The 23,406-nt window shown below is 51.5% G+C and carries 18 protein-coding genes and 2 pseudogenes; 5 read left to right on the top strand and 15 right to left on the bottom strand.

Annotation, left to right across the window (positions count from 1 at the left end; genetic code table 11):
* Window positions 1-137: 137 nt before the first annotated feature.
* Complete coding sequence (locus tag ACTHRE_RS07675) at window positions 138-866, top strand: TIGR00730 family Rossman fold protein (RefSeq protein WP_440344932.1); 729 nt, start codon at window positions 138-140, stop codon at window positions 864-866.
* Window positions 867-963: 97 nt separating this feature from the next.
* Here ACTHRE_RS07675 and ACTHRE_RS07670 read toward each other — a convergent pair.
* The 4 genes and pseudogenes from ACTHRE_RS07670 to sstT all read right to left on the bottom strand — a co-directional run.
* A pseudogene (locus ACTHRE_RS07670) lies at window positions 964-1,353 on the bottom strand (surface-adhesin E family protein); the annotation flags it as partial.
* Window positions 1,354-1,456: 103 nt separating this feature from the next.
* A complete protein-coding gene (locus tag ACTHRE_RS07665; RefSeq protein WP_070712387.1) occupies window positions 1,457-2,104 on the bottom strand; it encodes a hypothetical protein in 648 nt (215 codons plus the stop codon).
* 124 nt (window positions 2,105-2,228) lie between these two features.
* Window positions 2,229-4,085 carry an ABC transporter ATP-binding protein gene (locus ACTHRE_RS07660; protein ID WP_377073465.1) on the bottom strand — a complete coding sequence of 619 codons (1,857 nt, stop codon included), beginning with the start codon at window positions 4,083-4,085 and terminating at the stop codon, window positions 2,229-2,231.
* A 227-nt stretch (window positions 4,086-4,312) separates the two neighbouring features.
* The gene (sstT, locus tag ACTHRE_RS07655) at window positions 4,313-5,536 is read right to left on the bottom strand and encodes a serine/threonine transporter SstT (RefSeq protein WP_377073467.1); all 1,224 of its coding nucleotides are present in this window, start codon (window positions 5,534-5,536) and stop codon (window positions 4,313-4,315) included.
* 449 nt (window positions 5,537-5,985) lie between these two features.
* On the opposite strand from sstT, the gene ACTHRE_RS07650 reads away from it, so the two are divergent.
* A complete protein-coding gene (locus tag ACTHRE_RS07650) occupies window positions 5,986-7,827 on the top strand; it encodes an autotransporter assembly complex protein TamA (protein ID WP_377073469.1) in 1,842 nt (613 codons plus the stop codon).
* Between the two features lie 80 nt (window positions 7,828-7,907).
* The gene (locus ACTHRE_RS07645) at window positions 7,908-12,056 is read left to right on the top strand and encodes a translocation/assembly module TamB domain-containing protein (protein ID WP_377073470.1); all 4,149 of its coding nucleotides are present in this window, start codon (window positions 7,908-7,910) and stop codon (window positions 12,054-12,056) included.
* Window positions 12,057-12,293: 237 nt separating this feature from the next.
* Here ACTHRE_RS07645 and ACTHRE_RS07640 read toward each other — a convergent pair whose 3' ends face one another.
* From ACTHRE_RS07640 to gltX, 10 genes are all read right to left on the bottom strand, one after another.
* A complete protein-coding gene (locus tag ACTHRE_RS07640) occupies window positions 12,294-12,467 on the bottom strand; it encodes a zf-HC2 domain-containing protein (RefSeq protein ID WP_141745160.1) in 174 nt (57 codons plus the stop codon).
* 12 nt (window positions 12,468-12,479) lie between these two features.
* Window positions 12,480-13,058, bottom strand: coding sequence for a sigma-70 family RNA polymerase sigma factor (locus ACTHRE_RS07635; protein ID WP_377073472.1), 579 nt, complete (start codon window positions 13,056-13,058; stop codon window positions 12,480-12,482).
* A 142-nt stretch (window positions 13,059-13,200) separates the two neighbouring features.
* On the bottom strand, window positions 13,201-13,887 hold the full coding sequence (locus ACTHRE_RS07630; RefSeq protein WP_377073474.1) for an HvfC family RiPP maturation protein: 687 nt from the start codon (window positions 13,885-13,887) through the stop codon (window positions 13,201-13,203).
* Window positions 13,877-14,719 carry an HvfB family MNIO-type RiPP peptide maturase gene (locus ACTHRE_RS07625; RefSeq protein WP_308904726.1) on the bottom strand — a complete coding sequence of 281 codons (843 nt, stop codon included), beginning with the start codon at window positions 14,717-14,719 and terminating at the stop codon, window positions 13,877-13,879. The genes ACTHRE_RS07630 and ACTHRE_RS07625 overlap by 11 nt, the downstream gene beginning before the upstream one ends.
* Before the next feature lie 86 nt (window positions 14,720-14,805).
* Entirely contained in the window at window positions 14,806-15,123 is a 318-nt protein-coding gene (locus tag ACTHRE_RS07620) for an HvfA family oxazolone/thioamide-modified RiPP metallophore (RefSeq protein ID WP_003686668.1), read from the bottom strand.
* Between the two features lie 83 nt (window positions 15,124-15,206).
* Entirely contained in the window at window positions 15,207-15,656 is a 450-nt protein-coding gene (locus ACTHRE_RS07615) for an HvfX family Cu-binding RiPP maturation protein (RefSeq protein ID WP_377073476.1), read from the bottom strand.
* A 224-nt stretch (window positions 15,657-15,880) separates the two neighbouring features.
* The gene (recQ, locus tag ACTHRE_RS07610; RefSeq protein WP_377073478.1) at window positions 15,881-18,190 is read right to left on the bottom strand and encodes a DNA helicase RecQ; all 2,310 of its coding nucleotides are present in this window, start codon (window positions 18,188-18,190) and stop codon (window positions 15,881-15,883) included.
* 216 nt (window positions 18,191-18,406) lie between these two features.
* Window positions 18,407-18,742, bottom strand: coding sequence for a zinc ribbon domain-containing protein YjdM (locus ACTHRE_RS07605; RefSeq protein ID WP_049323689.1), 336 nt, complete (start codon window positions 18,740-18,742; stop codon window positions 18,407-18,409).
* A 59-nt stretch (window positions 18,743-18,801) separates the two neighbouring features.
* Window positions 18,802-19,140, bottom strand: a complete 339-nt coding sequence (locus ACTHRE_RS07600) for a hypothetical protein (RefSeq protein ID WP_377073480.1) — start codon at window positions 19,138-19,140, stop codon at window positions 18,802-18,804.
* Window positions 19,141-19,429: 289 nt separating this feature from the next.
* Entirely contained in the window at window positions 19,430-20,824 is a 1,395-nt protein-coding gene (gltX, locus tag ACTHRE_RS07595; RefSeq protein ID WP_377073482.1) for a glutamate--tRNA ligase, read from the bottom strand.
* Between the two features lie 159 nt (window positions 20,825-20,983).
* Here gltX and ACTHRE_RS07590 point away from each other — a divergent pair, with 159 nt between their 5' ends.
* Window positions 20,984-22,078, top strand: coding sequence for an ABC transporter substrate-binding protein (locus ACTHRE_RS07590; protein ID WP_107868355.1), 1,095 nt, complete (start codon window positions 20,984-20,986; stop codon window positions 22,076-22,078).
* Between the two features lie 84 nt (window positions 22,079-22,162).
* A pseudogene (locus ACTHRE_RS07585) lies at window positions 22,163-22,881 on the top strand (IS5 family transposase); the annotation flags it as partial.
* 2 nt (window positions 22,882-22,883) lie between these two features.
* Here ACTHRE_RS07585 and ACTHRE_RS07580 read toward each other — a convergent pair.
* Complete coding sequence (locus ACTHRE_RS07580; RefSeq protein WP_377073484.1) at window positions 22,884-23,399, bottom strand: hypothetical protein; 516 nt, start codon at window positions 23,397-23,399, stop codon at window positions 22,884-22,886.
* Window positions 23,400-23,406: the final 7 nt, after the last annotated feature.

Genomic DNA, 23,406 nt, shown 5'->3' with positions numbered 1-23,406 from the left:
GGAGCAGTTGAATAAAAGCAGATATTGTAACGGGCTTTTGAAAATGTGGCAGGCACACTTGCCGCCGAAACCCAACTTTCAGACGGCCCGCCTCTTTCGGGTTACAATACTGCACATAAAAACACGAAGGAAAAGCCGTGAGCCTGCTCAAAAAACTGCCTAAACCCATGCTGCCCGACGAAACACGCCGCGATATTCAGGCGCGCGAGTCGTATCATGTATTGAAGATTATTTCCGAATTTGTCGAAGCCGGTGAAGAATTGCGCGCCATTCAGCCGGCCGTCAGCATTTACGGCAGCGCGCGCACGCCTGAAAACCATCCCGACTACGCGTTCACATTGCGCTTGGCGCGCAAACTGTCGGATGCCGGATTTTCGGTAATTTCCGGCGGCGGACCGGGCATTATGGAAGCGGCCAACAAAGGCGCGTTTGCAGGCGCAAGCCCGGCGGTGGGGCTGAATATCGTGTTGCCGCACGAGCAAAAAGCCAATCCGTATCAGGATTTGTCGATTAAATTCCAACACTTCTTCCCGCGCAAAGTCATGTTCGTCAAACACGCTGTGGCATATGTCGTCATGCCCGGCGGTTTCGGCACGTTGGACGAATTGTTTGAAAGCCTGACTTTGGTGCAAACCGGCAAAACGCCCGACCGCCCGATTATCTTAGTGGGAAAAGCATTTTGGGCGGGTCTGTTGGACTGGATACGCGAGCAGTTGCTGGGCAGAAACCTGATTTTGGAAGAGGATTTGAACTTAATCCGCACCATCGACGACGAAGACGAAATCATCGAAGAAATCTTCGCCCATTACGAAAACCGCTTGGAAGATTTGTCCGAACACCAAAATGCTTGGTCGCTAGGTCTGTAAAAAACTAAGGTTTCAACTGAAAAAGGGTGGTTATCCCACCTGCCCTTTGCTTCATTAATAAAGGCCGTCTGAAAATGTTTTCAGACGGCCTTGAGATTTATCTTTTTCGATCTTTCTTCTTATCCATTTTATCCAACGCTTTTCCCATATCTTCTAAAGCATTCGGATTACCACCAAAATTATGGCCGCCGACACTACACACAGTAGCAGATAGTATACTCATCATCGAAATCTCTTTCATTTCAAACCGTTCAGATTCCCTTGGGATCTCATGCAATAATTTCCCCTTTCCAAAATGACGACTGTATATCTTTACCGGCTCCGGATTCATAATATCAATCCTGTTCAGACAATCCAGATAGTGCTTCTCTATCATGGAAGTACCTGCCAAATCTTTATCCGTATCATCAAAATTAGTTATCACATCATATACTAACAAATTTGGATTGTGAGGATGATTCTTGATACTTTCCATATCTGCATAAACACGACTCTGAGCATCCTACAGCATCGGCAAAAATCTTGGCTTATCGGCAAATACTGAGATTGGTAAACAAATTGTCATCAAAAAAACAGCTAACTTTTTCATTTTACTTTCCCCCGATTAGATCAAGTCGTTCACGACGAATCAATTTGTCGTTCGGATAACCCTGAATAGTGCAGTAGAGAGAAGTTTTACCATTACTCTCTTCCAAGATCAGCAATTTTTCTACTGTATTTTTCGCCGGTATCGAACCAGTCGTTGCTTGCATATTAGGTTGCCAGCGTACAGACTGGTGACTGTTAATAATAATTTGTGAAGGCGTTGCGAAGTTTTTACCCATCGGTTTCAACCCCCATTGCGGGAACTTGACCACCAAATCAGCAGCCCGTGCTTCTTCGACCTCAAACCCCCAGAAATAAAAAACAGGATTTTTACCGGTCTCATTAAATGGAAATTCCGAATATATTGTATCGAAACTAACAAAACGTATGCCGTTTAATATTATCGGTTTATTGAAGATGACCTGTCTTTTCCCATCTTCATCGGCACTACCTAACTGAAAACGTGCAGTCTTGCCTACTTTTTCAATCGGAGCATATTTGCTCAATGGCTCCTGTTTGTTTTTCAAGATATCAAACATAGATGCATCACATTTTACAAATGCGTTCAGCAACTCTTCTTCTGCACTTCCTGCCCATGCATTGGTTGTAAGTGCAAGTACAGCCATACTCAAATATTTGATAGATCGTTTCATATTGTCTTCTAAAGTTAGCGTAGATTATCGTTGAATTACCCAACCATTTTAATTCATGACATCAAATTAAGCACGATATAAATTATTGTTTTTTCAGACGGCCTTTTATCTTCTTTCAAAGCGTTTAATTGTTTTCCCACTCGACATGCTCACTCAAGAAGCCGCCGCTTTGGTGTGCCCAAAGTTTGGCGTACAAACCTTGTTTCTCGAGCAACTCGGTGTGGCTGCCTTCTTCGATGATGCGGCCTTTGTCCAAGACGATGAGGCGGTCCATCGCGGCGATGGTGGAGAGGCGGTGAGCGATGGCAATCACGGTTTTGCCTTCCATCATTTTGTCGAGGCTTTCTTGGATGGCTGCTTCGACTTCGGAGTCAAGCGCGCTGGTGGCTTCGTCAAGCAACAGAATCGGCGCGTCTTTGAGCATAACGCGGGCGATGGCGATGCGTTGGCGCTGGCCGCCGGAAAGTTTCACGCCGCGTTCGCCAACGTGTGCATCATAGCCGCGTCGGCCTTTGGCATCGCTTAAGTTAGGAATAAAACCGGTGGCCTCGGCGCGTTCGGCGGCAGAAATCATTTCGGCTTCGGTCGCATCGGGACGGCCGTAGATAATGTTGTCGCGGACGGAGCGGTGCAGCAGGGAGGTATCTTGCGTTACCAAACCGATTTGGGCGCGCAGACTTTCTTGGGTAACGCTGTCCACGTTTTGGCCGTCGATCGAAATCGTGCCGCTTTGCGGTTCGTAAAAACGCAGGAGCAGGTTGACGATGGTGGATTTACCCGCGCCGCTGCGGCCGATCAAGCCGACTTTTTCGCCGGGTTTGATGTTCAGATTAAAGCCGTTGAGGAGCGGTTTGCCTGCTTCGTAGGAGAAATCGACGTGATCAAACTTGATTTCGCCTCGGGTGACTTTCAGCGGCAGGGCTTGCGGCTTGTCGAGGATGGTGTGTGGTTTGGACAGGGTGGCCATGCCGTCGTTGACGGTACCGATGTTTTCAAACAATCGGGCAGACTCCCACATGATGTATTGCGACAAACCGTTCACACGCAATGCCATGGCCGTGGCCGTAGCTACCGCGCCTACGCCGACTTGGCCGTGATACCAAAGCCAAATGCCCAAGGCGGTCGTGCCGACGGTCAGCGAGCTGTTGACGATAAAGCTGCAGGTGTGCAGCAGCGTGGCCAAACGCATTTGGGCATGGACGGTCACCATAAACTCTTCCATCGACTGCTTGGCATAAGCGGCCTCGCGTGCGCCGTGGGAGAAGAGTTTGACGGTGGCGATATTGGAATAGGCGTCGGTAATGCGGCCGGTCATCAGCGAGCGCGCATCGGCCTGACGCGCAGCGGTTCTGCCGAGCTTGGGAATCAGGAAACGCATAATCATGGCAAATCCAATCATCCAGCAGATAAACGGCACGATAAGCCAGGCATCGAATGAGGACAGAATCACACCGGAAGTGATGAAGTACACCAGCACATACACAACCATATCGGCGACGGTCATCACGACATCGCGCAGCGCCAGCGCGGTCTGCATGACTTTGGCGGATACGCGGCCGGCAAATTCGTCCTGATAAAAGCCTAGGCTTTGTCCCAACATCAGGCGGTGGAAATTCCAGCGCAGGCGCATGGGGAACACGCCTTGCAGGGTTTGCAGGCGCACATTGGAAGCGAAAAAGGTCCAAACGGCAAAAAATGCCACCATGGCCATCATGCCGATTAATGCATGGCCTTTTTCAACAAAAAGCGTTTGCGGCGTATAAGCGCCGAGCCAGTCGACCACCTTGCCCATAAACTGGAACATCAAGGCTTCCATGATGCCGATGCCGACCGTAAACACGGCCAACACGGCAATCCATTTGCGCACGCCTTCAATATTGCTCCAAATAAACCGCCACAACCCTTTTTCTGGCGTTTTCGGGGCGGCTTCTGGATAAGGGTCGATGCGGGACTCGAACCATGAGAATATTTTTTTAATCATTGTTTTTGCAAATGTGATAAGACGGTCAGGCCGTCTGAAAAGAGGTGTTCAAATACATTCAAGACTGTATTTTACGGGAAAAATCCAACTGATGACAGCGGATACCGTCAGTCCGACCAAACCAATCTATCGGCTTGACCATCTAAAAATCCCTTTGCTTTGCATAAAACAAAGGCCGTCTGAAACTTTTCAGACGGCCTTTGCCGGATTGGGCTTAACCCTAAAAACTACTCTTTACGTTGACGGCCCAAATCGGCAGCGGCAGTAAACAAAACGTCGGTGGAAGAGTTCAACGCAGTTTCTGCAGAGTCTTGAATCACGCCGATAATGAAGCCGACGGCAACCACCTGCATGGCCACATCGTTATCGATACCGAACAGGCTGCACGCCAAAGGAATCAGCAGCAATGAGCCGCCGGCCACACCGGATGCACCGCACGCGCTGACGGTAGCCACCAGGCTCAGCAGCAATGCAGTGGCGAAGTCAACCGTAATGCCTTGCGTGTGCGCCGCAGCCATCGCCAAAACGGTAATGGTGATGGCCGCACCGGCCATATTGATGGTTGCACCCAATGGAATGGAGATAGAGTAAGTGTCTTCGTGCAGGCCCAGTTTTTTCGCCAATGCCATGTTCACAGGGATATTGGCGGCGGAAGAACGGGTAAAGAAAGCATACACGCCGCTTTCGCGCAGGCAGGTAAACACCAGCGGGAAAGGGTTGCGGCGGATTTGCGTCCACACAATAATCGGGTTGACCACCAACGCAATAAACAGCATACAGCCGAGCAATACGGCCAACAGCTGCATATAACCGGCAAGCGCTTCAAAACCGGTTTCCGCAATAGTAGAAGACACCAAGCCGAAAATACCCAGCGGCGCAAAACGGATAATCCATTTCACGACGGTCGAAACGGTATCGGCCAAGTCGGCTGCCACTTGGCGGGTCGTATCCGAACCGTGATGGCGCAAAGCCGCGCCCAATACCAAAGCCCAAGCCAAAATGCCGATATAGTTGGCATTGGCCAGCGCGTTAATCGGGTTGGCCACCAAATTCATCAGCAGCGTTTTCAACACTTCGATAATGCCGGAAGGCGGCGCAACGGATACATCGCCTGCCGTACGCAGAATCAGCGTGGTCGGGAATGCCATACTGGCGACAACCGCCACCACGGCCGCTGCAAACGTACCGAAAATATACAAAATCAAAATCGGTTTGATGTGGGCCTGATTGCCTTTTTGGTGTTGCGCAATGGCGGCAGTCACCAAAACAAATACCAAAATCGGCGCGATAGCCTTAAGCGCACCGACAAACAGGCTACCCAGCAGTCCTGCGCTGATACCGACTTGCGGCGAAACTGCACCCACAATAATACCTAAAACCAAGCCGATGGCGATTTGCGCCACCAGGCTGACGCGATTGAGCGCGTTCAAAATCGGATTGCCACTTGCCATATCCGTTCCTTCACAATTTAAAGATATGTTAAAAAAGTCTTACATTCTAAAATAAAAAATCATTTGTCGGCGAGGTTTTCATGCACACCTCACAAAAACAGCATTAAAATTTAACATTTATGATACGGTTGGCACTTTATGCCAAAAATACGGTCAAAACTGCTCAAACCCTACTTTAAAGTATGCCCATACCGTTGCTTTACTTCTCTATATCTTGCTTTCAGACGGCCTGAAATCTGCGCCATAAGGCCGAATACAAAGGCAACTTCATCAGTCAAAACATAAAACATAACTATTACAATCAGATAGAAACAAACCAAAATCCGCCCTTTAAGCCACATTTTTTAACGTCATCGCGCTAAATTTCCGTTTATAACCATAGCCTGAAAGCTTGCAGAAATAATGTTAAAATCCACAAACTGAAGAATTGTCGCTGTCGAACACACATCATGACCAAACTGACCTACCCTGTTTTATTTGCATCATTGGCGCTCGCCTACGGACACGCGTTGGCAGTAGATACTTCCGTTCCCAAAGCAGAAGACTACGAAGCTGTTCCCGAATCCGAAATGCCCAAGCAGCCCAAAGACGACCAAACAGGTAAACTCAAGCCCAAATTCCCCGTCAAAATCGACACCCAAGACAGCGAAATCAAAGAAATGCTTGAAGAATACCTGCCGCTGATTACCCAGCAGCAGGAAGAAGAGCTGGATAAAGAGCAGGTCGGCTTCCTCGCCGAAGAGGCGCCCGACAACGTCAAAACCATGCTCCGGACCAAAGGCTACTTCAACAGCAACGTCAATATTCAAGATCATGGCGAGAGCTATACCGTCAACGTTACTCCCGGCCCGCGCACCAAAGTCGACAACGTCAGCGTGGCCATCCTCGGCGACGTATTGAATGACGACAACTTGGCCGAATACTACCAAAATGCGATGGAAAACTGGCAACAGCCCGTCGGCGAAAACTTCGACCAAGACGGCTGGAGTGCAAGTAAAACCTCCGTCCTCAGCGCGGTAACACGCAAAAAATACCCTTTGGCGAAACTCACTACCACCCAAGCCACCATCAATCCCAATACGCAAAAAGCCGACTTGAACGTCATCGTGGAAAGCAACCGCCCCATTTACTTCGGCGATTTCCAAATCACCGGCACACGCCGCTACCCTGAGAGCGTGGTTTCCGGCATGGCGCGCTTCCAACCCGGTTCGCCTTACGACTTGGACAAAATCCTCGACCTACAACAGGCGCTCGAACAAAACGGCCACTATTCCGGCGCATCCGTACAAGCCGACTTCGATCAACTGCAAGGCGACCGTGTTCCTGTCAAAATCAACGTGACCGAAGTCAAACGCCACAAACTGGAAACCGGTATCCGCTACGACTCCGAATACGGAATCGGCGGCCGCATCGCCTACGACTATTACAACCTCTTTAACAAGGGCTACATCGGTTCCATCGTTTGGGACATGGACAAATACGAAACCACGCTGGCCGCCGGTATCAGCCAACCGCGCAACAACCGCGGCAACTACTGGACCAGCAACGTTTCCTACAACCGCTCGACCACGCAAAACCTTGAAAAACGCGCCCTGACCAGCGGCATTTGGTATGTCCGCGACCGCAACAATATCGATGCCCGCTTCGGCCTCGAATTCATTACCGAAGACCGCAAAGTCCCCGACACCAGCTACGATTTGGGCCGAAGCCATGCCACCATGCTGACCGCCTCATGGAAACGGCAAAGCATCGAAACCGAGCTGCACCCTCAAAACGGCTATTACCTCGACGGCAAAATCGGTACAACTTTGGGCAAACTCCTCTCCTCCACTCAAATGGCACGCGCCACGGCACGGGCAGGCTATTTCTTCACTCCTGAAAACAAAAAACTCGGTACATTCATCGTACGCGGACAGGCAGGCTACGTTTATGCCCGCGAAGGCGAAGAAGTGCCGTCCAGCCTGATGTTCCGCACCGGCGGCGCGACTTCCGTACGCGGTTACGAACTCGACAGCATCGGCTTGGCCGGCCCCAACGGCTCCGTCCTGCCGCAACGCGCCTTGGTGGTCGGCAGCCTCGAATATCAATTCCCGGTCACCAAAAGCTTCTCCGGTGCCATCTTCCACGATGTCGGCGATGCGGCAAGCAACTTCAAACACATGACCTTAAAACACGGCACCGGCTTGGGCGTGCGCTGGTTCAGCCCGGTTGCACCGTTCTCCTTCGACATTGCCTACGGCCATCACGACAAGAAAATCCGCTGGCACATCAGCTTGGGCACAAGGTTTTAACAAACATACTCACCATCCATTCTTTCAGACGGCCTCAGCCATTTCAGGCCGTCTAAAAAACAGACAAACAGAAAAATATCATGACCGATACTGCAAACACTTCCACGCCGTCTGAACAACAGCCCGCCCCGCCAAAGCGCAAAAAACGCCTGTTACGCGGCTTTGTCCTGTCCGCCTTGGGCGTATTGACCGTTTCCGCCGGCGCGATCGGCTGGCTGGTCGGTACGGAATCGGGTTTGCGTTTCGGTTTGTACAAAATCCCGTCATGGTTCGGCGTCAAAATCTCTTCGGACACACTAAAGGGTACGCTGATTGAAGGTTTTGAAGGCGACAAATGGTTGATTGAAACAGAAGGTGCGGATGTCAAAATCAGCAGCTTCCGCTTTGATTGGAAACCGTCCGAGCTGACCCGTCCGTCCTTGCACATCACCGAAGTCGTGGCCGGCGACATTGCCATCGTGACCAAACGCACACCGCCTAAAGAAGAAGAGCCATCAAAAGGCCTGCCTGACAGCATAGACCTGCCCGTTACCGCCTATCTCGACCGTTTGGAAACCGGCAAAATCAGCGTGGGCAAGCGTTTTGACAAGCAGACCGTCTATCTCGACCATCTGCACGCGGCCTATCATTACGACAAAAAAGAACACCGCCTCCACATCAAAACCGCCGATACGCCATGGAGCAGCTCGACAGGCGCGGTAGTGCTTGGTTTGAACAAACCCTACGTCCTCAATACCGCCATTTACACCAAAGGCCAGCTTGAGGGCGAAACCCTACATGGCACAGTACGCCTGTGGGGCAGCCTGCAAGACGTATCCACCGACTTGCTGCTCGATAGCGACAACGTTCATTTGTCGGCCAAATCCACCATTCACCCATTCGCCGACAGCCTCAATGAAACCGTTGGCGAAATCCTGATTAAAGGTTCCAACATCAATCCGCAGGCCTTCCTGCCCAGCCTGCCCAAAGCACGTCTGAATTTCGACGCCACCACCATTCCGTCCTTTACAGACGGCGTTGCGCTGGAAGGCTCGATAGACTTGGAAAACGACCAAGCCGGTTTTGCCGATGAAAACTATATCCCCATCAAACGCATCCTCGGCGAATTCATTGTCGATGACAAAGGCACGGTCAAAATCGAAGACATCGGCGTCGGCCTGCTCAAAGACGGCAGCATCGACGTATCCGGTTCAATCGATACCGCCCAAGACCAGCTCAAACTCGCACTGGGCATCAACAATACCGGCGCAGACGACTTTGTCCGTCAAAACATCGCAGGCCGTCTGAACGGCAGTATCGACGTCAAAGGCGAAACCTCCTCCCCTGTCGTCAACTGGAATCTCGACAGCGGATTTGCGCGTACAGACGGCATGCTGTTTTTCCAAACCGACAAACAGCTCGGCCAGCGCACGCTCAAGCTCGACAAAGTCCGCCTGGTTCCGCAAAACGGCGGCGAACTCAACGCCAAAGGCTCGCTCGAACTCTTCAAAGACCGCAAACTGCAACTGGACATCGTCAGCAAAGCCTTCAACCCTGCACGCATCGACCCGCAGCTTCCACAAGGCAGCGTCAACGGCAACATCAACTTGACCGGCATACTGGCGCAAGAAAAATTCGCCGGCAAAATGCAGTTTGCACCGAGTACGCTCAACGGCGTTCCGCTCAGCGGCAAAGCTGACGTCGCCTATGAAAACAAACACCTTGCGCGCGCCCTGACCGACCTGACCCTCGGCAGCAACATCGTCAAAACCAACGGCAGCTTCGGCCAAAAAGGCGACCGCCTCAATCTCAACATTACTGCCCCCGATTTGTCGCGTTTCGGCTTCGGCTTGGGCGGCCTGCTCAACGCGCGCGGCTACATCTCCGGCAGTTTTTCAGACGGCCTCAAAACCCTTGAAGCCGATTTGAACGGCGAAGCGCGCAACTTCAAAGTCGCCGATGCCGTCAACATCCGCACCCTCGACTTCAAGCTTAAAGGTTCGCCAGATACCAACCGTCCGTTGAGTGCCGATATTAAAGGCGAACACATCGCCGTCTCCGGCGGCGCGGCCCTGATCGACAACGTCAACCTGCTCATCAGCGGCACAGGTTCGCACCACCACATCCGTGGCAACAGCAGCATGGCGGTGGACAACAAACGCTACAAGCTCGACCTCGACGCCACCGGCGGCCTCAACAAAGACCAAACCCAATGGAAAGGCACGGTTGACACGCTCGACATTAGCGGCGCGTTCAACCTTAAACTGCAAAACCGCCTCAACCTCGAGGCCGGCAGCGAACGCGTTTCCCTCAGCAGCGCGCGATGGGCGGCCATGAGCGGCAGCCTCAACCTGCAAAATTTCGTTTGGGACAAAAAAGCCGGCATTACCAGTAAAGGCAGCGCGCAAAATCTGCACATTACCGAGTTGCACAACTTCTACACCCCGCCTATCGAACACAACCTCGTTTTGGGCGGCGACTGGGATTTGGCGTACAGTCAAAACGCGCGCGGCTTCCTCAACATCAGCCGACAAAGCGGCGACATCATCCTGCCGAGCAAAGACCCGAAAAACAAACAGCCTTTGGGACTTTCCGCGCTCGCCCTGCGCACCCGTTTCCAAAACGGCCGCATCGACAGCACGCTGGAAGGCAACACCCGCTTCGGCAAAGTTGACGGCACCCTCGGCATCGCCCAACAGTTCGGCAACAACATCAACAACGCCCCCGTCAGCGGTAAAGTCAATATCAGCGTTCCCGATTTAGGCTCGCTCAAATCCTTTATGCCGGCGACAGCCCAAGGCATTGCAGGCCGTCTGAACGCAACCGCCACCATCGGCGGCCGACTCGGTTCACCTACCGTCAACAGCAACCTCGACCTCCAAACCAATTACGGCCGTGCCGACGGTACCGTCAACATCGGTCAGGGCACCAGCTTCGATACCGCCCCTCTGAGCGGCAAGCTCAACCTGAACGTTGCCAACCTCGAAGTCTTCCGCAATTTCCTGCCCGTCGGCCAGACCCTCAAAGGCCGTCTGAACGCCGCCGTCAACTTGGCAGGCCGTCTGAACGATCCGCAACTGAGCGGCCTGATTAACGGCGACAACCTCTATTACCGCCATCAAACCCAAGGCCTGATTCTCGACAACGGCGTATTGCGTTCGCGCCTGCAGGGTCAAAAATGGGTGATCGACAGCCTCAAATTCCACCGTGGCGGCACGATTGAGCTCAAAGGCGCGGTCAACCTTGCCAACGCCAACCCCGATGTCGACGTGGACATCGTCTTCGACAAATACCGCACCCTCTCGCGTCCAAACCGCCGACTGCAACTCTCCGGCACGGCCAAAGTCCTCTACAATCCGGAAAAAGGCGTATCGCTCAACGGCACGCTCAACACCGACTACGGCATGTTCGGTTCGCAAAAATCCTCCATGCCGACCCTCGACGATGACGTGGTCGTCCTAGGCGAAACCAAAAAAGAAGCAACGGCCACCACGCCCATCAACATGAACCTTACCCTGAACATCAACGACAATGTCCGTTTTGTCGGCCACGGCGCAGACGTTACCATCGGCGGCAAACTGGCCATCACGTCCCGTCCGGGCGAAGCCGTCCAAGGCGTCGGTACCGTGCGCGTTGTCAAAGGCCGCTACAAAGCCTACGGCCAAGACCTCGACATCACCAAAGGCTCGGTTTCCTTCGTCGGCCCGCTATCGAATCCAAACCTCAACATCCGTGCCGAACGCCGCCTCTCCCCAGTCGGCGCAGGTGTCGAAGTCCTCGGCAGCCTCAGCAATCCGCGCGTGACCTTGGTTGCCAAGGAAGCCATGAGTGAAAAAGACAAACTCTCCTGGCTCATCCTCAACCGTGCCAGCAGCGGCAGCGATGGCGATAACGCCACGCTCTCTGCGGCCGCCAGCGCGCTGCTTGCCGGCCAAGTCAACGACCGCATCGGCCTTGTGGATGATTTGGGCTTTACCAGCAAACGCAGCCGCAATGCCCAAACCGGTGAGCTCAACCCTGCCGAACAAGTCCTGACCGTCGGCAAACAGCTTACCAACAACCTCTACGCAGGTTACGAATACGGCATTTCCAGCGCCGAACAATCCGTCAAACTCGTGTACCAACTGACCCGCGCCATCCAAGCCGTTGCCCGCATCGGCACGCGCTCCTCCGGCGGCGAGTTGAAATACACCATCCGCTTTGACAACTGGTTCGGCAAAGACGAACCCGAGCCGGAAGAACAACACTAAAAGCCGTGAAAAAGGCCGTCTGAAATCATCTTTCAGACGGCCTTTATCTTGTTCTACCGTATTAGAATCTTCAGCCATGCCTCAAAAAACAAAGGTCAACGGCGCAAGTTTAAAAATAAATGCAGCTAAAAAAGTGAACGGCAAACCATGGCTTATTCCAAGTTAGCAATAAATAAAGCAGATACAAAAAGGCCGTCTGAAACTGACAAGGGCAGGTTTCAGACGGCCTTTTTTGAATCATCGAAATATCTTGTGCATGGCGTTGCTGATTAATTCGAGCTGTTTCTTATATTCGCGGCAACGTGGGCAGAGCGACAGGTGCACGGCAAGGGCGATGCGGTTAAAAAGACTGAGACGCACTTGGTCTTGCTGTTTGGAAATCAGATCGGTTATTTTGCGGCATTTTTTCATGGCGTTTTCCTGTCAGACATGGGAGAACCATTTGATTTTCAGACACTGGCGCAAGGTTTCGCGTGCGCGGTGCATGATGGTGTGGTAGTTGGCATGGCTGATGCCGCATTGCTCGCGGATTTCATCGCTTGAAAAACCGAGAATTTCTTTCATGGTAAACACGCGGGCGGTGTTTTCCGGCAGATGGTAGAGGCAGGTCTGCAGAACTTGGTAGAACTCTTTATTGTTCAAACTGGCTTCGGGCGAATCCCAACCCTGAGGCTGTCCTTCGTCCGTCCAATGCCCGTCGGCGGCAAAATGTCCTTCAAAGGCTTCATCCAAGGCTTCCTCGTCGCGCGTGACGAAAACTTGGCGTTGCCGCCCGATTTGGCGCAGGCAGTCGGTAATTTTGTTTTTTAAGATTGCAAACAGCCAGCTGCTCACTTGGGCGCCGCCTTTAAAACCCTCGGACGCGCGGTAGGCGGAAAGCATAGTTTCCTGTACGAGGTCCTCCGCCAAATCGGGGCGGTCGGGCAGCTGGATATGGGCAAAGCGCAGCAGCAGTTTGCGGGATTCGGCAAGCTCGGCATCGGTCAGTTCGGGTAGGGCCATAATGTATCAGTATGAAATGAATGATCAATATGTTTCTGATTTTACGCTGATACGGCAAGAGCATGCGATTGAATCTATAAACGATTTCAGTAGTATTTTTGTTTCGCCGAAACCGACTGCGCCCGTTTCAGACGGCCTTGATTTATGCCGCAACCAAAATGCCCTGTTCCAACCATTCCGTCCATTTTTTCCTTAATGCGTCCTGCCAAGCGTTTTCAGACGGCATGAACTCTGCCAGCATGGTTTGCAGGCCGTTTAGGGAAGTGGGCGTCTCTGCCAGTGTTTCCAGCAATAATGCGCCGAATCCATCAAGCGTTTGATACATCACGTCGTCTTCCTTATCGCGCCACACCAAAACGGCAGTTTCCGCCTCCTGCAATTCGTCCATCACATCATACTGATAACGGCGCACAAAGGCGGCGGGAGAAAGAATGTAGGCCAAATCGTCTGAATCGTCATGGGTTGTTTGGCTGTCGGTTTGAGCGGTTTCGGCGAGCAGCTGGGTGTGTTCAAAGTCCATCAATGCCAAGAGGTCGTCTGAAAGCGGCAGGCTTTGGCAATATTGGAGGAACTCGCCGGGGATTTCTTGAAAATAGGGCGTTTGGGCGCGCGCGTCGCGGATGAAACCTTCTTTCAAACGGCCCCATTCTTCGCTGTCAAAGTATTGCAGCGTTTCGGTATAGCAGCGGTCGATAAAGCTGTGAATATTGTTTCGTATCAGGCGGATATAGACATTCAGGCGCTCTTGCGGCAAGCCGTCGGCGGCTTCGCCTTCGCGTATGGCTTGAGCAAAGCGGTGTTGGTATTGGGCGGAAGTTTCAGGCTGCACGGCGGTATTCCTTTCCGGCACGCGTTTGATAGTCGGCGATTTTGGCGACTTCGGCTTCGAGTTCGGCAAAAGGCGGGAAATTGAAATCGCGTTCCAACAGGGTGGGCGGAATCGTCGGCAGTTTGGCATAGGCCAGTTCAAGCAAATCCCAAACAGTCGGCAATACCGCCGCGCCATGCGTATCAATCAACAATTCCGGCGTTTCCACATCATGTCCGGCAATATGGATATAGCACACGCGCTCTGCGTCCACATTTTCTAAAAAGGCTTCAGGCGACAACAGGCCGTGATTGACGGCGTTGACGTAAATATTGTTCACGTCCAAATGAATGCCGCAGTCGGCTTCACGGGCAACGGCGTTGAGGAACTCGACCTCGTTCATCTCGGCAAGCGGAGAATGCAGGTAGTAGGACGTGTTTTCTACGGCGATACGGCAGCCCAATCGGTCTTGCACTTCGCGGATACGCCGCGCGGTATGCCGCACCATTTCTTCGGTGAAGGGCAGCGGCAACAGGTCGTAAAGATGACCGCCGTCATGGCAATAGCTCAAATGGTCAGAGAAAAACGTGCAGTCATAACGGCGCATCATTTCTTTGATGCCGTCTATCAAGTCGGTATCCAGCGGGGCTTGTCCGCCCAACGACATGGATAATCCGTGCAACGCCAGCGGCAGCCGTTCCGCCACGCGGTCAAACTGTTTGCGCGCCCTGCCGCCCATTTTCAGCCAGTTTTCGGGGGCGGCTTCGATAAAGCGTATCGGGCTGTCGTCTGAAAGCGAGAGGAAGTCTTCCGCCAAGTCGCGGCGGTAGCCCAAGCCTGCATGTTGAATCATGGTGATATCCTGTTATGATGCCGTATGAACGACAAAGTCGCATTTTCGTTTGTAAAATGCGACTTTGTTAAAGGTATGTTGCAGGATTATTTAGAACCGCATTTACCTTCGCCGCATTTACCTTCTACTACTTTGGCAGCTTTGGCTTTAGATGCTTTGCCTTTTTTAGCGTGAGTTTTTTCCACGGTTGAACCGCATTTGCCTTCGCCACATTTGCCTTCGCTTGCTTTAGAAACAGCGCTTGCACCGCATGAACCTTCACCGGCTTTAACCGCACCGCAAGAGCCTTGAGCAGATTTTTGAACACCTGCTTTGCTGCTTAACGGTTTATCAGCGGCAACAACGCCGGCAGCCAGAGACAGGGACAGCGCACCGGCCAAAGCAGCAGCTACATTTTTTTTCATTTTAACTTCCTTTTTAAAATACGAGTTTAAATAAATCAAGGGATAATATCGGGCATTTAAAGTCGGCCCGCGACCGTTAATCCTTAAAGAAAATGCTTGATACGACAACAGCGTTTCTTCAGCAGGGCATCCAAAGACAGACGGCCTGCGCCCTGCAACAGGACAGGAAATAAAACCACCAAATAAATCAGTGCCATTTTATAACCGTTGTCGCACACATTGTACCCCAAGCCGGCATGTACCGCAGACCATGCGACAGCCGTCACTACCATCAATCCCAGCGCGGACAGCCGCGTTGCCAAGCCAACGATGAGCAGCGCAGGCAAAACCAGTTCCGCCCACATGGCCAAATTCCAGTTGACCGTATCCGGCAACAAATTGAACGGAAAGGGAAATTGACTGTTGATATCTGCAAACCAGTTTTCCCCGTTCCATTTTTCCAGGCCGGCCTCAAGAAATTCATACGCAGCAAAAAGCCTGAGTGCCAACAAACCGAAAGCGGCCTGCCAAGAGGGGTTGGATGAGGTGTTCATTTATTTTCCTTATCGATGTGTGTTGAATGGGATGGGACGAAAAATCAATCGACACCATCCCATATTTCATGGCTGTTTAGACGTGACGGCCTCAAAAAACTGACACATTCAATACAAATATTTTCTTATTCATTGTTTTATAAAGATTAAAAATTCAAAAAGGCCGTCTGAAACACCATGCTTGATTGGGTTTCAGACGGCTTTTAACGATAAAACGCGGTCAATTAATCCGCTTGTTTGCACAATTCGACAATTTCTGCGCCGTATTTGTCGGTTTTCTCCTCATTCATGCCGTGGATTTCCGCCAACTCCGCCAAATCTTGCGGCCGTCGGGCGGCAATGGCGCGCAAGGTGACTTTGCTGCATATCTGATAGGCTTCGAGGCCTTCATGGCGGGCAGTATCGATATTCCACTGAAGCAGACGACGCATCAATCGGCGTTTGCGTTTGTCCTCTTCACTCAGGCCGTCTGAAAACGGGCGGCAGATGTTTAAAATACCCTCGCCGTATTGCTCGATGCGTTTTTCTCCGAGTTTATATACACCTAAAAGGTCGATGGGTTCGGAAGGCGTATTGGTCAGCAAATCGTCCATGCTTTCGTTGGAGAATACCGTACCCAGCGTTACTTGATCGGCACTTGCCTGCTGCTCGCGCCAAGTTTCCAAAGCCTGTTTTAAGGCCTGTTCGCGCTCGCCCAAGCTGTGGATAACTTGTGCGCTGTCTGTGGAAACCGTACCGGCTTCAGCCGTTTCGCAAACGTCGAGTATCTCCAAACCGAATTTATTGATTTTCGCCTCGCCCAAGCCGTAGATTTGATGTAAATCTTCCAAACTTCGGGGCATTTTTTCGACAATATCGCGCAGGGTTTTGTCGCCACAAACCACATAGGCAGGCACTTCCTCGGCCCGGGCACGTTGTTGCCGCCATTGGCGCAATGCCTGCCACAAACGCTCTTCGCGCTCGGTACGCAACCAATCGTCTTTCGGTTTTTGGATGGCCGTTTTTTCGCGGCGCAGGGGACGCAGCATGACTTCGGTTTCGCCCTTAAGGACTTTTTTTGCCGCTTCTGTCAGCTGCAGGGCTTGATGCTGCTCGACATTGACGGTGAGATAGCCCAAGCTGATGCACTGGCGGATGACGCTGCGCCATTCCTTGTCGGTCTGTTCGCTGCCGATGCCGAATGTGGATAACTTGTCATGGCCGTTGCGCTGTATCCAATCGTCGCTTTTGCCGCGCAAAAGGTTGGTGATGTAACCGGCGGCAAAACGTTGTCCGGCGCGGTACACGCAGCTGAGTAATTTTTGCACCAACACCGTGCCGTCAAACCGCACGGGTGGATGCAGGCAGTTGTCGCAATGGCCGCAGGGTTCGGATTCTTCGCCGAAATGTTTAAGCAGCAGTACGCGGCGGCAGGCAGCGGTTTCGCAGACGGAAAGCATGGCATCCAGTTTTTGCATTTCGATTTGCTTTTGCACTTCATCGCTGTTGCCTTCGGCAATACGTTCGCGCAGCAACACCCAATCGTTCAAACCGTAACACAGCCAGCTCACGGCAGGCAGCCCGTCCCGACCGGCGCGCCCCGATTCCTGATAGAAATGTTCGACACTCTGGGGCATATCGAGATGGGCGACAAAGCGCACGTCGGGTTTGTCTATGCCCATACCGAACGCCACGGTCGCCACCACAATAATATTGTCTTCATGCGTAAAGCGGCGCTGGTTTTCCTCGCGCACGTCCATGCTCAAACCGGCATGATATGGAATCGCCTCCAAGCCGTTTTCACACAAAAACTGCGCCACATCCTCGACTTTTTTGCGGCTTAGGCAATACACAATACCGCTTTGCCCATGCATCTGCTTGCGGATGAAATCCAGCAATTGTTTTTTGCCATTGTTTTTCTCGATAACCTGATAATAAATATTCGGGCGGTCAAAGCTGGAAATAAATTCGGGCGCATTGTCCAAATGCAGATAATGCTTGATGTCGGCGCGCGTGGCCGCATCGGCGGTAGCGGTCAGGGCGATGCGTGGGATGTTCGGATAGCGTTCGGCAAGCATGCCGAGCTGTTGATATTCGGGGCGGAAATCGTGTCCCCATTGGCTGACGCAATGCGCCTCATCAATAGCAAACAGGCTGACGGTTTGTTGGTCGAGAAAACGTAAAAAGCGGTCGGTAACCAAGCGTTCCGGAGCGGCATAAAGCAGTTTCAGACGGCCTTGGGCAAGCTTGTCGGCAATATCGCGTGCCTCATCTGCCGATGTGCCGCTGTTGACTGCCGCCGCTTCAATCCCGGCCACATGCAGACTGGCCACTTGGTCGTTCATCAGCGCAATCAGCGGCGATACGACAACTGCCACGCCTTCGCGCATCAGCGCCGGAATCTGGTAACACAAAGACTTACCCCCACCTGTCGGCATCAGCACCATCAAACTCTCGCCGCCAGCCAAAGCATTAACGATAGCCTCCTGCTTGCCACGAAATTCGGGATAACCGAATACTTCGTGCAAAATCTGTTTGGCGGTCGGCTGAGGCATAATGGTTCCGTAGAATAGGGGAAAGCGTTATTTTAACGGTTTTACACCCGCGTATGTGTGGAACATTTTGCCGCCGCTTTTTCAGACGGCCTGAAATTCAAATCTATTCAATCTATTTAATTTTAAATAAAGATTTATTTTATTTTGAATGAAATGTATAAAGGCCGTCTGGATCCTAATCTTCGGATTTCAGACGGCCTTTCAAAAATAAAATCTTTAGGCTTTTTTGACGAACTCAGATTTCAAGTTCATCGCGCTGCCATCGATTTTGCAACCGATATTGTGGTCGCCCTCTTGCAGGCGGATGCCTTTGACTTTGGTGCCTTGCTTGATGACCATAGAGCTGCCTTTGACTTTCAGATCTTTAATCAAGACAACCGTATCGCCATCTTGCAAGACTGCGCCGTTAGCATCTTTGACTTCCAAGGCATCATCGCCGGCAGCCGCAGCATCGGCCTCGTTCCACTCATGGGCGCACTCAGGGCAAACGTATTGAGCGCCGTCTTCGTAAGTGTATTCGGAGTGGCATTTCGGGCAGGGAGGTAGGGACATGAGGTTTCCTTATAAATATGATAAAAGAAGCGTAAAACGCAAATAATACAATGTCTAAATTATTGATTCGCCTTGCTGCCGCCTGCGCCGTAAACGGCATTCCACGCCGCGTCCAACATCTGGCCGGCTTGTTGCAGCTTGGCATTTTGCTGCTCTTTCTGAGCCAAGGCCGTCTGAATTTCGCCTTTCAAACGGTCAATATCGGATTGCGCAGCCTGCAAACGGCGCTGCGCGCTTTCCAAATCGCTTTGCAGGGAAATGATTTTGTTATCGTTGCTGTTTTGCTCATGTAAAGCGGCACGGTAAACCGATTGGACGGACAGCAAACGGTCTTCCGCCTCACCGGCATACGCCGCGGCGGCGGATAACATCATCAGGGCAAGTAAGGTTTTTTTCATGGGTTTTCCTTTAAAGCTGTTTGATTGGTAAAGTAAAGCGCAGAGCCGATTTTTCAGCCGCCAAGTTTACATAATATGCTTGTTGGCCTTTGTTCTTGATGGCTTATTTTATCCAATCCGGACATTCAGGCTGCCGATAAAAGTTAATTCAATCGGCAGTTGTAACAGGCAGGCGGCTATTATTTTCTCATATTCTCCGCCTTATTCCATTATTTTCTAGTTTTATTAGAAAAGGCCGTCTGAAAACTTGGCATTCCCAGTTTTCAGACGGCCTTTTATCATTCATGCCTTACGAACGGATCCGTTTCAACACTTCTTCTTTGCCGATTAATGCCAATACGGCATCGACGCTTGGGGTTTTTGCCGTACCGCAGACAGCGAGGCGCAGGGGCATACCGAGTTTGCCCATTTTAATGCCTTCTTCGTCGCAGAAAGGTTTGAACAGGTCGTGGATGGCTTCGGCGGTCCAGTCTTCCAGCCCTTCGAGGCGTTCGGCAAAGCGCAGCATACGGGCGGCGGCTTCGTCGTCCCAGTGTTTCTGCACGTCTGCTTCGGCAGGGGTTTGTTTGACGTAGAAGTAGAGGCACTCGTCGGCAAGTGTGTTCAGGTCTTGGGCGCGGTCTTTGACCAATGCCAACACGTCTTCCAAAGCAGGCTTGCTTGTTTCGTGGATATCGCGCAGGGCGAGGCGCGGTTTCACCATTTCGGCCAGTTTTTCGTTGGCGGTGATTTTGATGTGTTCGCCGTTAATCCAGTAGAGTTTCTTCAAGTCCATGCGACTTGGGGAGGGGGAAACGTCTTTCAAATCAAACCATTCGATGAATTGTTCCATCGTGAAGAATTCGTCGTCGCCGTGCGCCCAGCCCAAGCGTGCCAGATAGTTGAGCATGGCTTCGGGCAGGATGCCCATTGCGCCAAAATCAGTGATGGCAACGGTATCGCCGCTGCGTTTGGAGATTTTTTTGCCTTGTTCGTTGAGAATCATGGGCAGGTGGCCGTATTCGGGGAGGGTGGCGCCAATGGCTTTTAAGATGTTGATTTGTTTCGGCGTGTTGTTCACATGGTCGTCGCCACGGATAACGTGGGTAATGCCCATGTCGTAGTCGTCCACCACGACGCAGAAGTTGTAGGTCGGCGTGCCGTCGGCGCGGGCGATAATCAGGTCGTCGAGCGCTTCGTTGGGGATGGAGATTTCGCCTTTGACCAAGTCCGTCCATTTGGTCACGCCGTCCAAAGGCGTTTTGAAACGGACAACAGGTTGCACGTCGGCAGGGATTTCGGGCAGAGTTTTGCCTTCTTCCGGACGCCAGCGGCGGTCGTAAGTTGCCGTGCCTTCTTTTTCGGCTTTCTCGCGCATGGCTTCCAGCTCTTCTTTGCTGCAATAGCAGTAGTAGGCAGCGCCTTTTTCCAAGAGTTCGGCGATGACTTCTTTATAGCGGTCGAAACGGCGGGTTTGGTACACGACGTTGTCGGCGTTGTCGTAGTTCAGGCCGACCCATTTCATGCCGTCGAGGATGATGTTGACGGATTCGGCAGTAGAGCGCGCCAAGTCGGTGTCTTCGATACGCAATAGGAACTCGCCTTTATGATGGCGGGCAAACGCCCATGAAAACAAGGCGGTGCGTACGCCGCCGATGTGCAGGTAGCCGGTGGGGCTGGGGGCGAAACGGGTTTTGACGGTCATGATGGCTCCAAAGTCTTTGAAAACAGGTATTTTACTTTTTCGGCAAGGTTTAAACAATGTACGGCCGTCTGAAAATAATGTCAGCGCAGAAGGACCGTCTGGGAACTTTTCTCCTGAAAACAAGACAAATGATAATCATTTCTTTGAAAGTATCCGCTCATGAACAAACGCGCTTTATTTGCCGCCCTCGCCCTCCTGCCCCTTTTTGCCCAAGCCGAAATCAAAACTATCAAAGACGTATTGGGACGCGAAGTCAAAGTCGATGTCCCTGTCAAACGCGCGGTTTTGGCGTTTTACTATCCCGACTATATCGCGGTAACGGGCGCGGACAAATTTAAAAACGTCATCGGCATTTCGCGTGAGTTTTGGGAGAAATTCAATCCCGGCAGCTGGGCGATGTTCAAACAGAAGCTGCCTACGCTGCAAAACATTGCGGACATTGGCAACATCAGCACCGGCACGTTTTCACTGGAGAAAACGCTCGCGCTCAAGCCGGACGTATTGATTCTGGCCGACTGGCAGTATAAGGCCGTCGCCACCCACCTGCCGCGCATTGAAGCGGCAGGCATACCCGTCGTCGTGGTCGATTTCAACGCCGAAACCGTCGCGCGGCACACGCGCAGTGCGGAAATTTTCGGCGAACTCAACGGTACGCAGGCGCGCGCCCAAAAAATTGCCGCCGAATACGCCCGAGGCATTGCCGACATCCAAAAACGCGTCGCGCGCGCCAAGCAGTCCAAACCGAAAATCTATATCGAGTTCGGCGACAAAGGCCCGTCCGAATACAGCTACACCTTCGGCAAAGATATGTGGGGCGCGATTGCCGACACAGCAGGCGGCAACAATATCGCCGCGCCTTACGTTAAAAACTGGGGACCGATAAACCCTGAAAAATTCCTGACGGCCAAACCTGACGTCATCGTCATTTCGGGGACGGAAAACGGCCATAAAGACAAGCCTGGCATTATGGCGATGGGCATAGGCATCAGCCAGGCCGATGCGCAACGCCGCCTGGCCGGATTTGTCAAACGCAAAGGCTGGGCAGACATTCCTGCCGTCAAAAACAAACGCGTTTACGGCATCTACCACACCGCCTCCCGCTCGCTCACCGATTTGGCCAGCGCGCAATTTATCGCCAAAACCCTGTATCCGCAGCAGTTTGCCGACATAGACCCAAACAAGACCTATCTGGACTTCTACCGCAAATACCTGCCCGTCGTGCCGGACGGTACGTTTTACATCCAATTGAAATAGCGGCTGCAAGAATCATAGGCTGAGACCTTTGCAAAATTCTCCAAAATCCCCTAAATTCCCACCAAGACATTTAGGGGATTTCTCATGAGCACCTTCTTCCAGCAAACCGCACAAGCCATGATTGCCAAACACATCGACCGCTTCCCACTATTGAAGTTGGATCAGGTAATTGATTAGCAACCGATCGAACAGTACCTGAATCGTCAAAGAACCCGTTACCTTAGAGATCACCGCGGCCGTCCCGCCTATCCCCTGTTGTCCATGTTCAAAGCCGTCCTGCTCGGACAATGGCACAGCTTCTCCGATCCCGAACTCGAACACAGCCTCATCACCCGCATCGACTTCAACCTGTTTTGCCGTTTTGACGAACTGATCATTCCCGATTACAGCACCTTATGCGCTACCGCAACTGGCTGGCGCAAGACGACACCCTGTCCGAATTGCTGGAACTGATTAACCGCCAACTGACCGAAAAAAACCTAAAAGTAGAGAAAGCATCCGCCGCCGTCATTGACGCCACCATTATTCAAACCGCCGGCAGCAAACAGCGCCAGGCCATAGAAGTCGATGAGGAAGGACGAATCAGTGGCCAAACCACACCGAGTAAGGACAACGATGCCCGTTGGACAAAGAAAAACAGCCTCTACAGACTCGGTTACAAACAACATACCCGTACCGATGAGGAAGGCTATATCGAGAAACTGCACATTACCCCCGCCAATGCCCATGAGTGCAAACACCTGTCACCTTTGTTGGAAGGGCTGCCCAAAGGTACGACCGTCTATGCCGACAAAGGCTATAACATTTAATTAGGATATATACCTTCTATATAATCCTTATTTAAATAAAAACTCTTATAAAAATCTGTGTTATCTGTCGGGATTGAAAAAAAGATTTTATCTTTATCATCAGGTTCAAATTTGTTATCAATATTAAAAAGAGAATAAGGATCACAATGAGTTCGACATACTAATGGTAAAAATTTATATCTTGGATCATGAGATATTCGATATTTATCAGGATCGAAAGATGCTAAAAATTCATCAATATTGGTATCAGATATTTTGTCATCACTAATAAACATCGCTAGAGATGGGCGACCTTGATTTTCCATTTGTTGATTAGTAAAGGATATAAATGCTAACTTGCCATTGTCGTCATACCACATAGATTTATAGTTATTGCCTTTGGGAGAATAAATTCTAGCAACACATAACATAGCTCTATCTTTACAGTCGTTATATTGAGTTTCATCAAACTCAACTGCATGGCACAATAAAGGCAATAGAAAAAACAGGGTTATTAATTTATTACTATACATAAGACGG

Origin of the sequence: Neisseria sp. P0001.S007 (genome assembly GCF_051963655.1) — a bacterium.
GTDB classification, from domain to species: Bacteria; Pseudomonadota; Gammaproteobacteria; order Burkholderiales; family Neisseriaceae; genus Neisseria; species Neisseria subflava_A.
This window is presented reverse-complemented; position numbering and strand designations above follow the sequence as displayed.

Excerpts from the sequence above, each read along its gene's own strand:
- ACTHRE_RS07665 (WP_070712387.1), bottom strand. The coding sequence starts at position 2,104 with ATGAAACGATCTATCAAATATTTGAGTATGGCTGTACTTGCACTTACA.
- ACTHRE_RS07660 (WP_377073465.1), bottom strand. The coding sequence starts at position 4,085 with ATGATTAAAAAAATATTCTCATGGTTCGAGTCCCGCATCGACCCTTAT.
- sstT (WP_377073467.1), bottom strand. The coding sequence starts at position 5,536 with ATGGCAAGTGGCAATCCGATTTTGAACGCGCTCAATCGCGTCAGCCTG.
- ACTHRE_RS07650 (WP_377073469.1), top strand. The coding sequence starts at position 5,986 with ATGACCAAACTGACCTACCCTGTTTTATTTGCATCATTGGCGCTCGCC.
- ACTHRE_RS07645 (WP_377073470.1), top strand. The coding sequence starts at position 7,908 with ATGACCGATACTGCAAACACTTCCACGCCGTCTGAACAACAGCCCGCC.
- ACTHRE_RS07640 (WP_141745160.1), bottom strand. The coding sequence starts at position 12,467 with ATGAAAAAATGCCGCAAAATAACCGATCTGATTTCCAAACAGCAAGAC.
- ACTHRE_RS07635 (WP_377073472.1), bottom strand. The coding sequence starts at position 13,058 with ATGGCCCTACCCGAACTGACCGATGCCGAGCTTGCCGAATCCCGCAAA.
- ACTHRE_RS07625 (WP_308904726.1), bottom strand. The coding sequence starts at position 14,719 with ATGATTCAACATGCAGGCTTGGGCTACCGCCGCGACTTGGCGGAAGAC.
- ACTHRE_RS07620 (WP_003686668.1), bottom strand. The coding sequence starts at position 15,123 with ATGAAAAAAAATGTAGCTGCTGCTTTGGCCGGTGCGCTGTCCCTGTCT.
- ACTHRE_RS07615 (WP_377073476.1), bottom strand. The coding sequence starts at position 15,656 with ATGAACACCTCATCCAACCCCTCTTGGCAGGCCGCTTTCGGTTTGTTG.
- recQ (WP_377073478.1), bottom strand. The coding sequence starts at position 18,190 with ATGCCTCAGCCGACCGCCAAACAGATTTTGCACGAAGTATTCGGTTAT.
- ACTHRE_RS07605 (WP_049323689.1), bottom strand. The coding sequence starts at position 18,742 with ATGTCCCTACCTCCCTGCCCGAAATGCCACTCCGAATACACTTACGAA.
- ACTHRE_RS07600 (WP_377073480.1), bottom strand. The coding sequence starts at position 19,140 with ATGAAAAAAACCTTACTTGCCCTGATGATGTTATCCGCCGCCGCGGCG.
- gltX (WP_377073482.1), bottom strand. The coding sequence starts at position 20,824 with ATGACCGTCAAAACCCGTTTCGCCCCCAGCCCCACCGGCTACCTGCAC.
- ACTHRE_RS07590 (WP_107868355.1), top strand. The coding sequence starts at position 20,984 with ATGAACAAACGCGCTTTATTTGCCGCCCTCGCCCTCCTGCCCCTTTTT.
- ACTHRE_RS07580 (WP_377073484.1), bottom strand. The coding sequence starts at position 23,399 with ATGTATAGTAATAAATTAATAACCCTGTTTTTTCTATTGCCTTTATTG.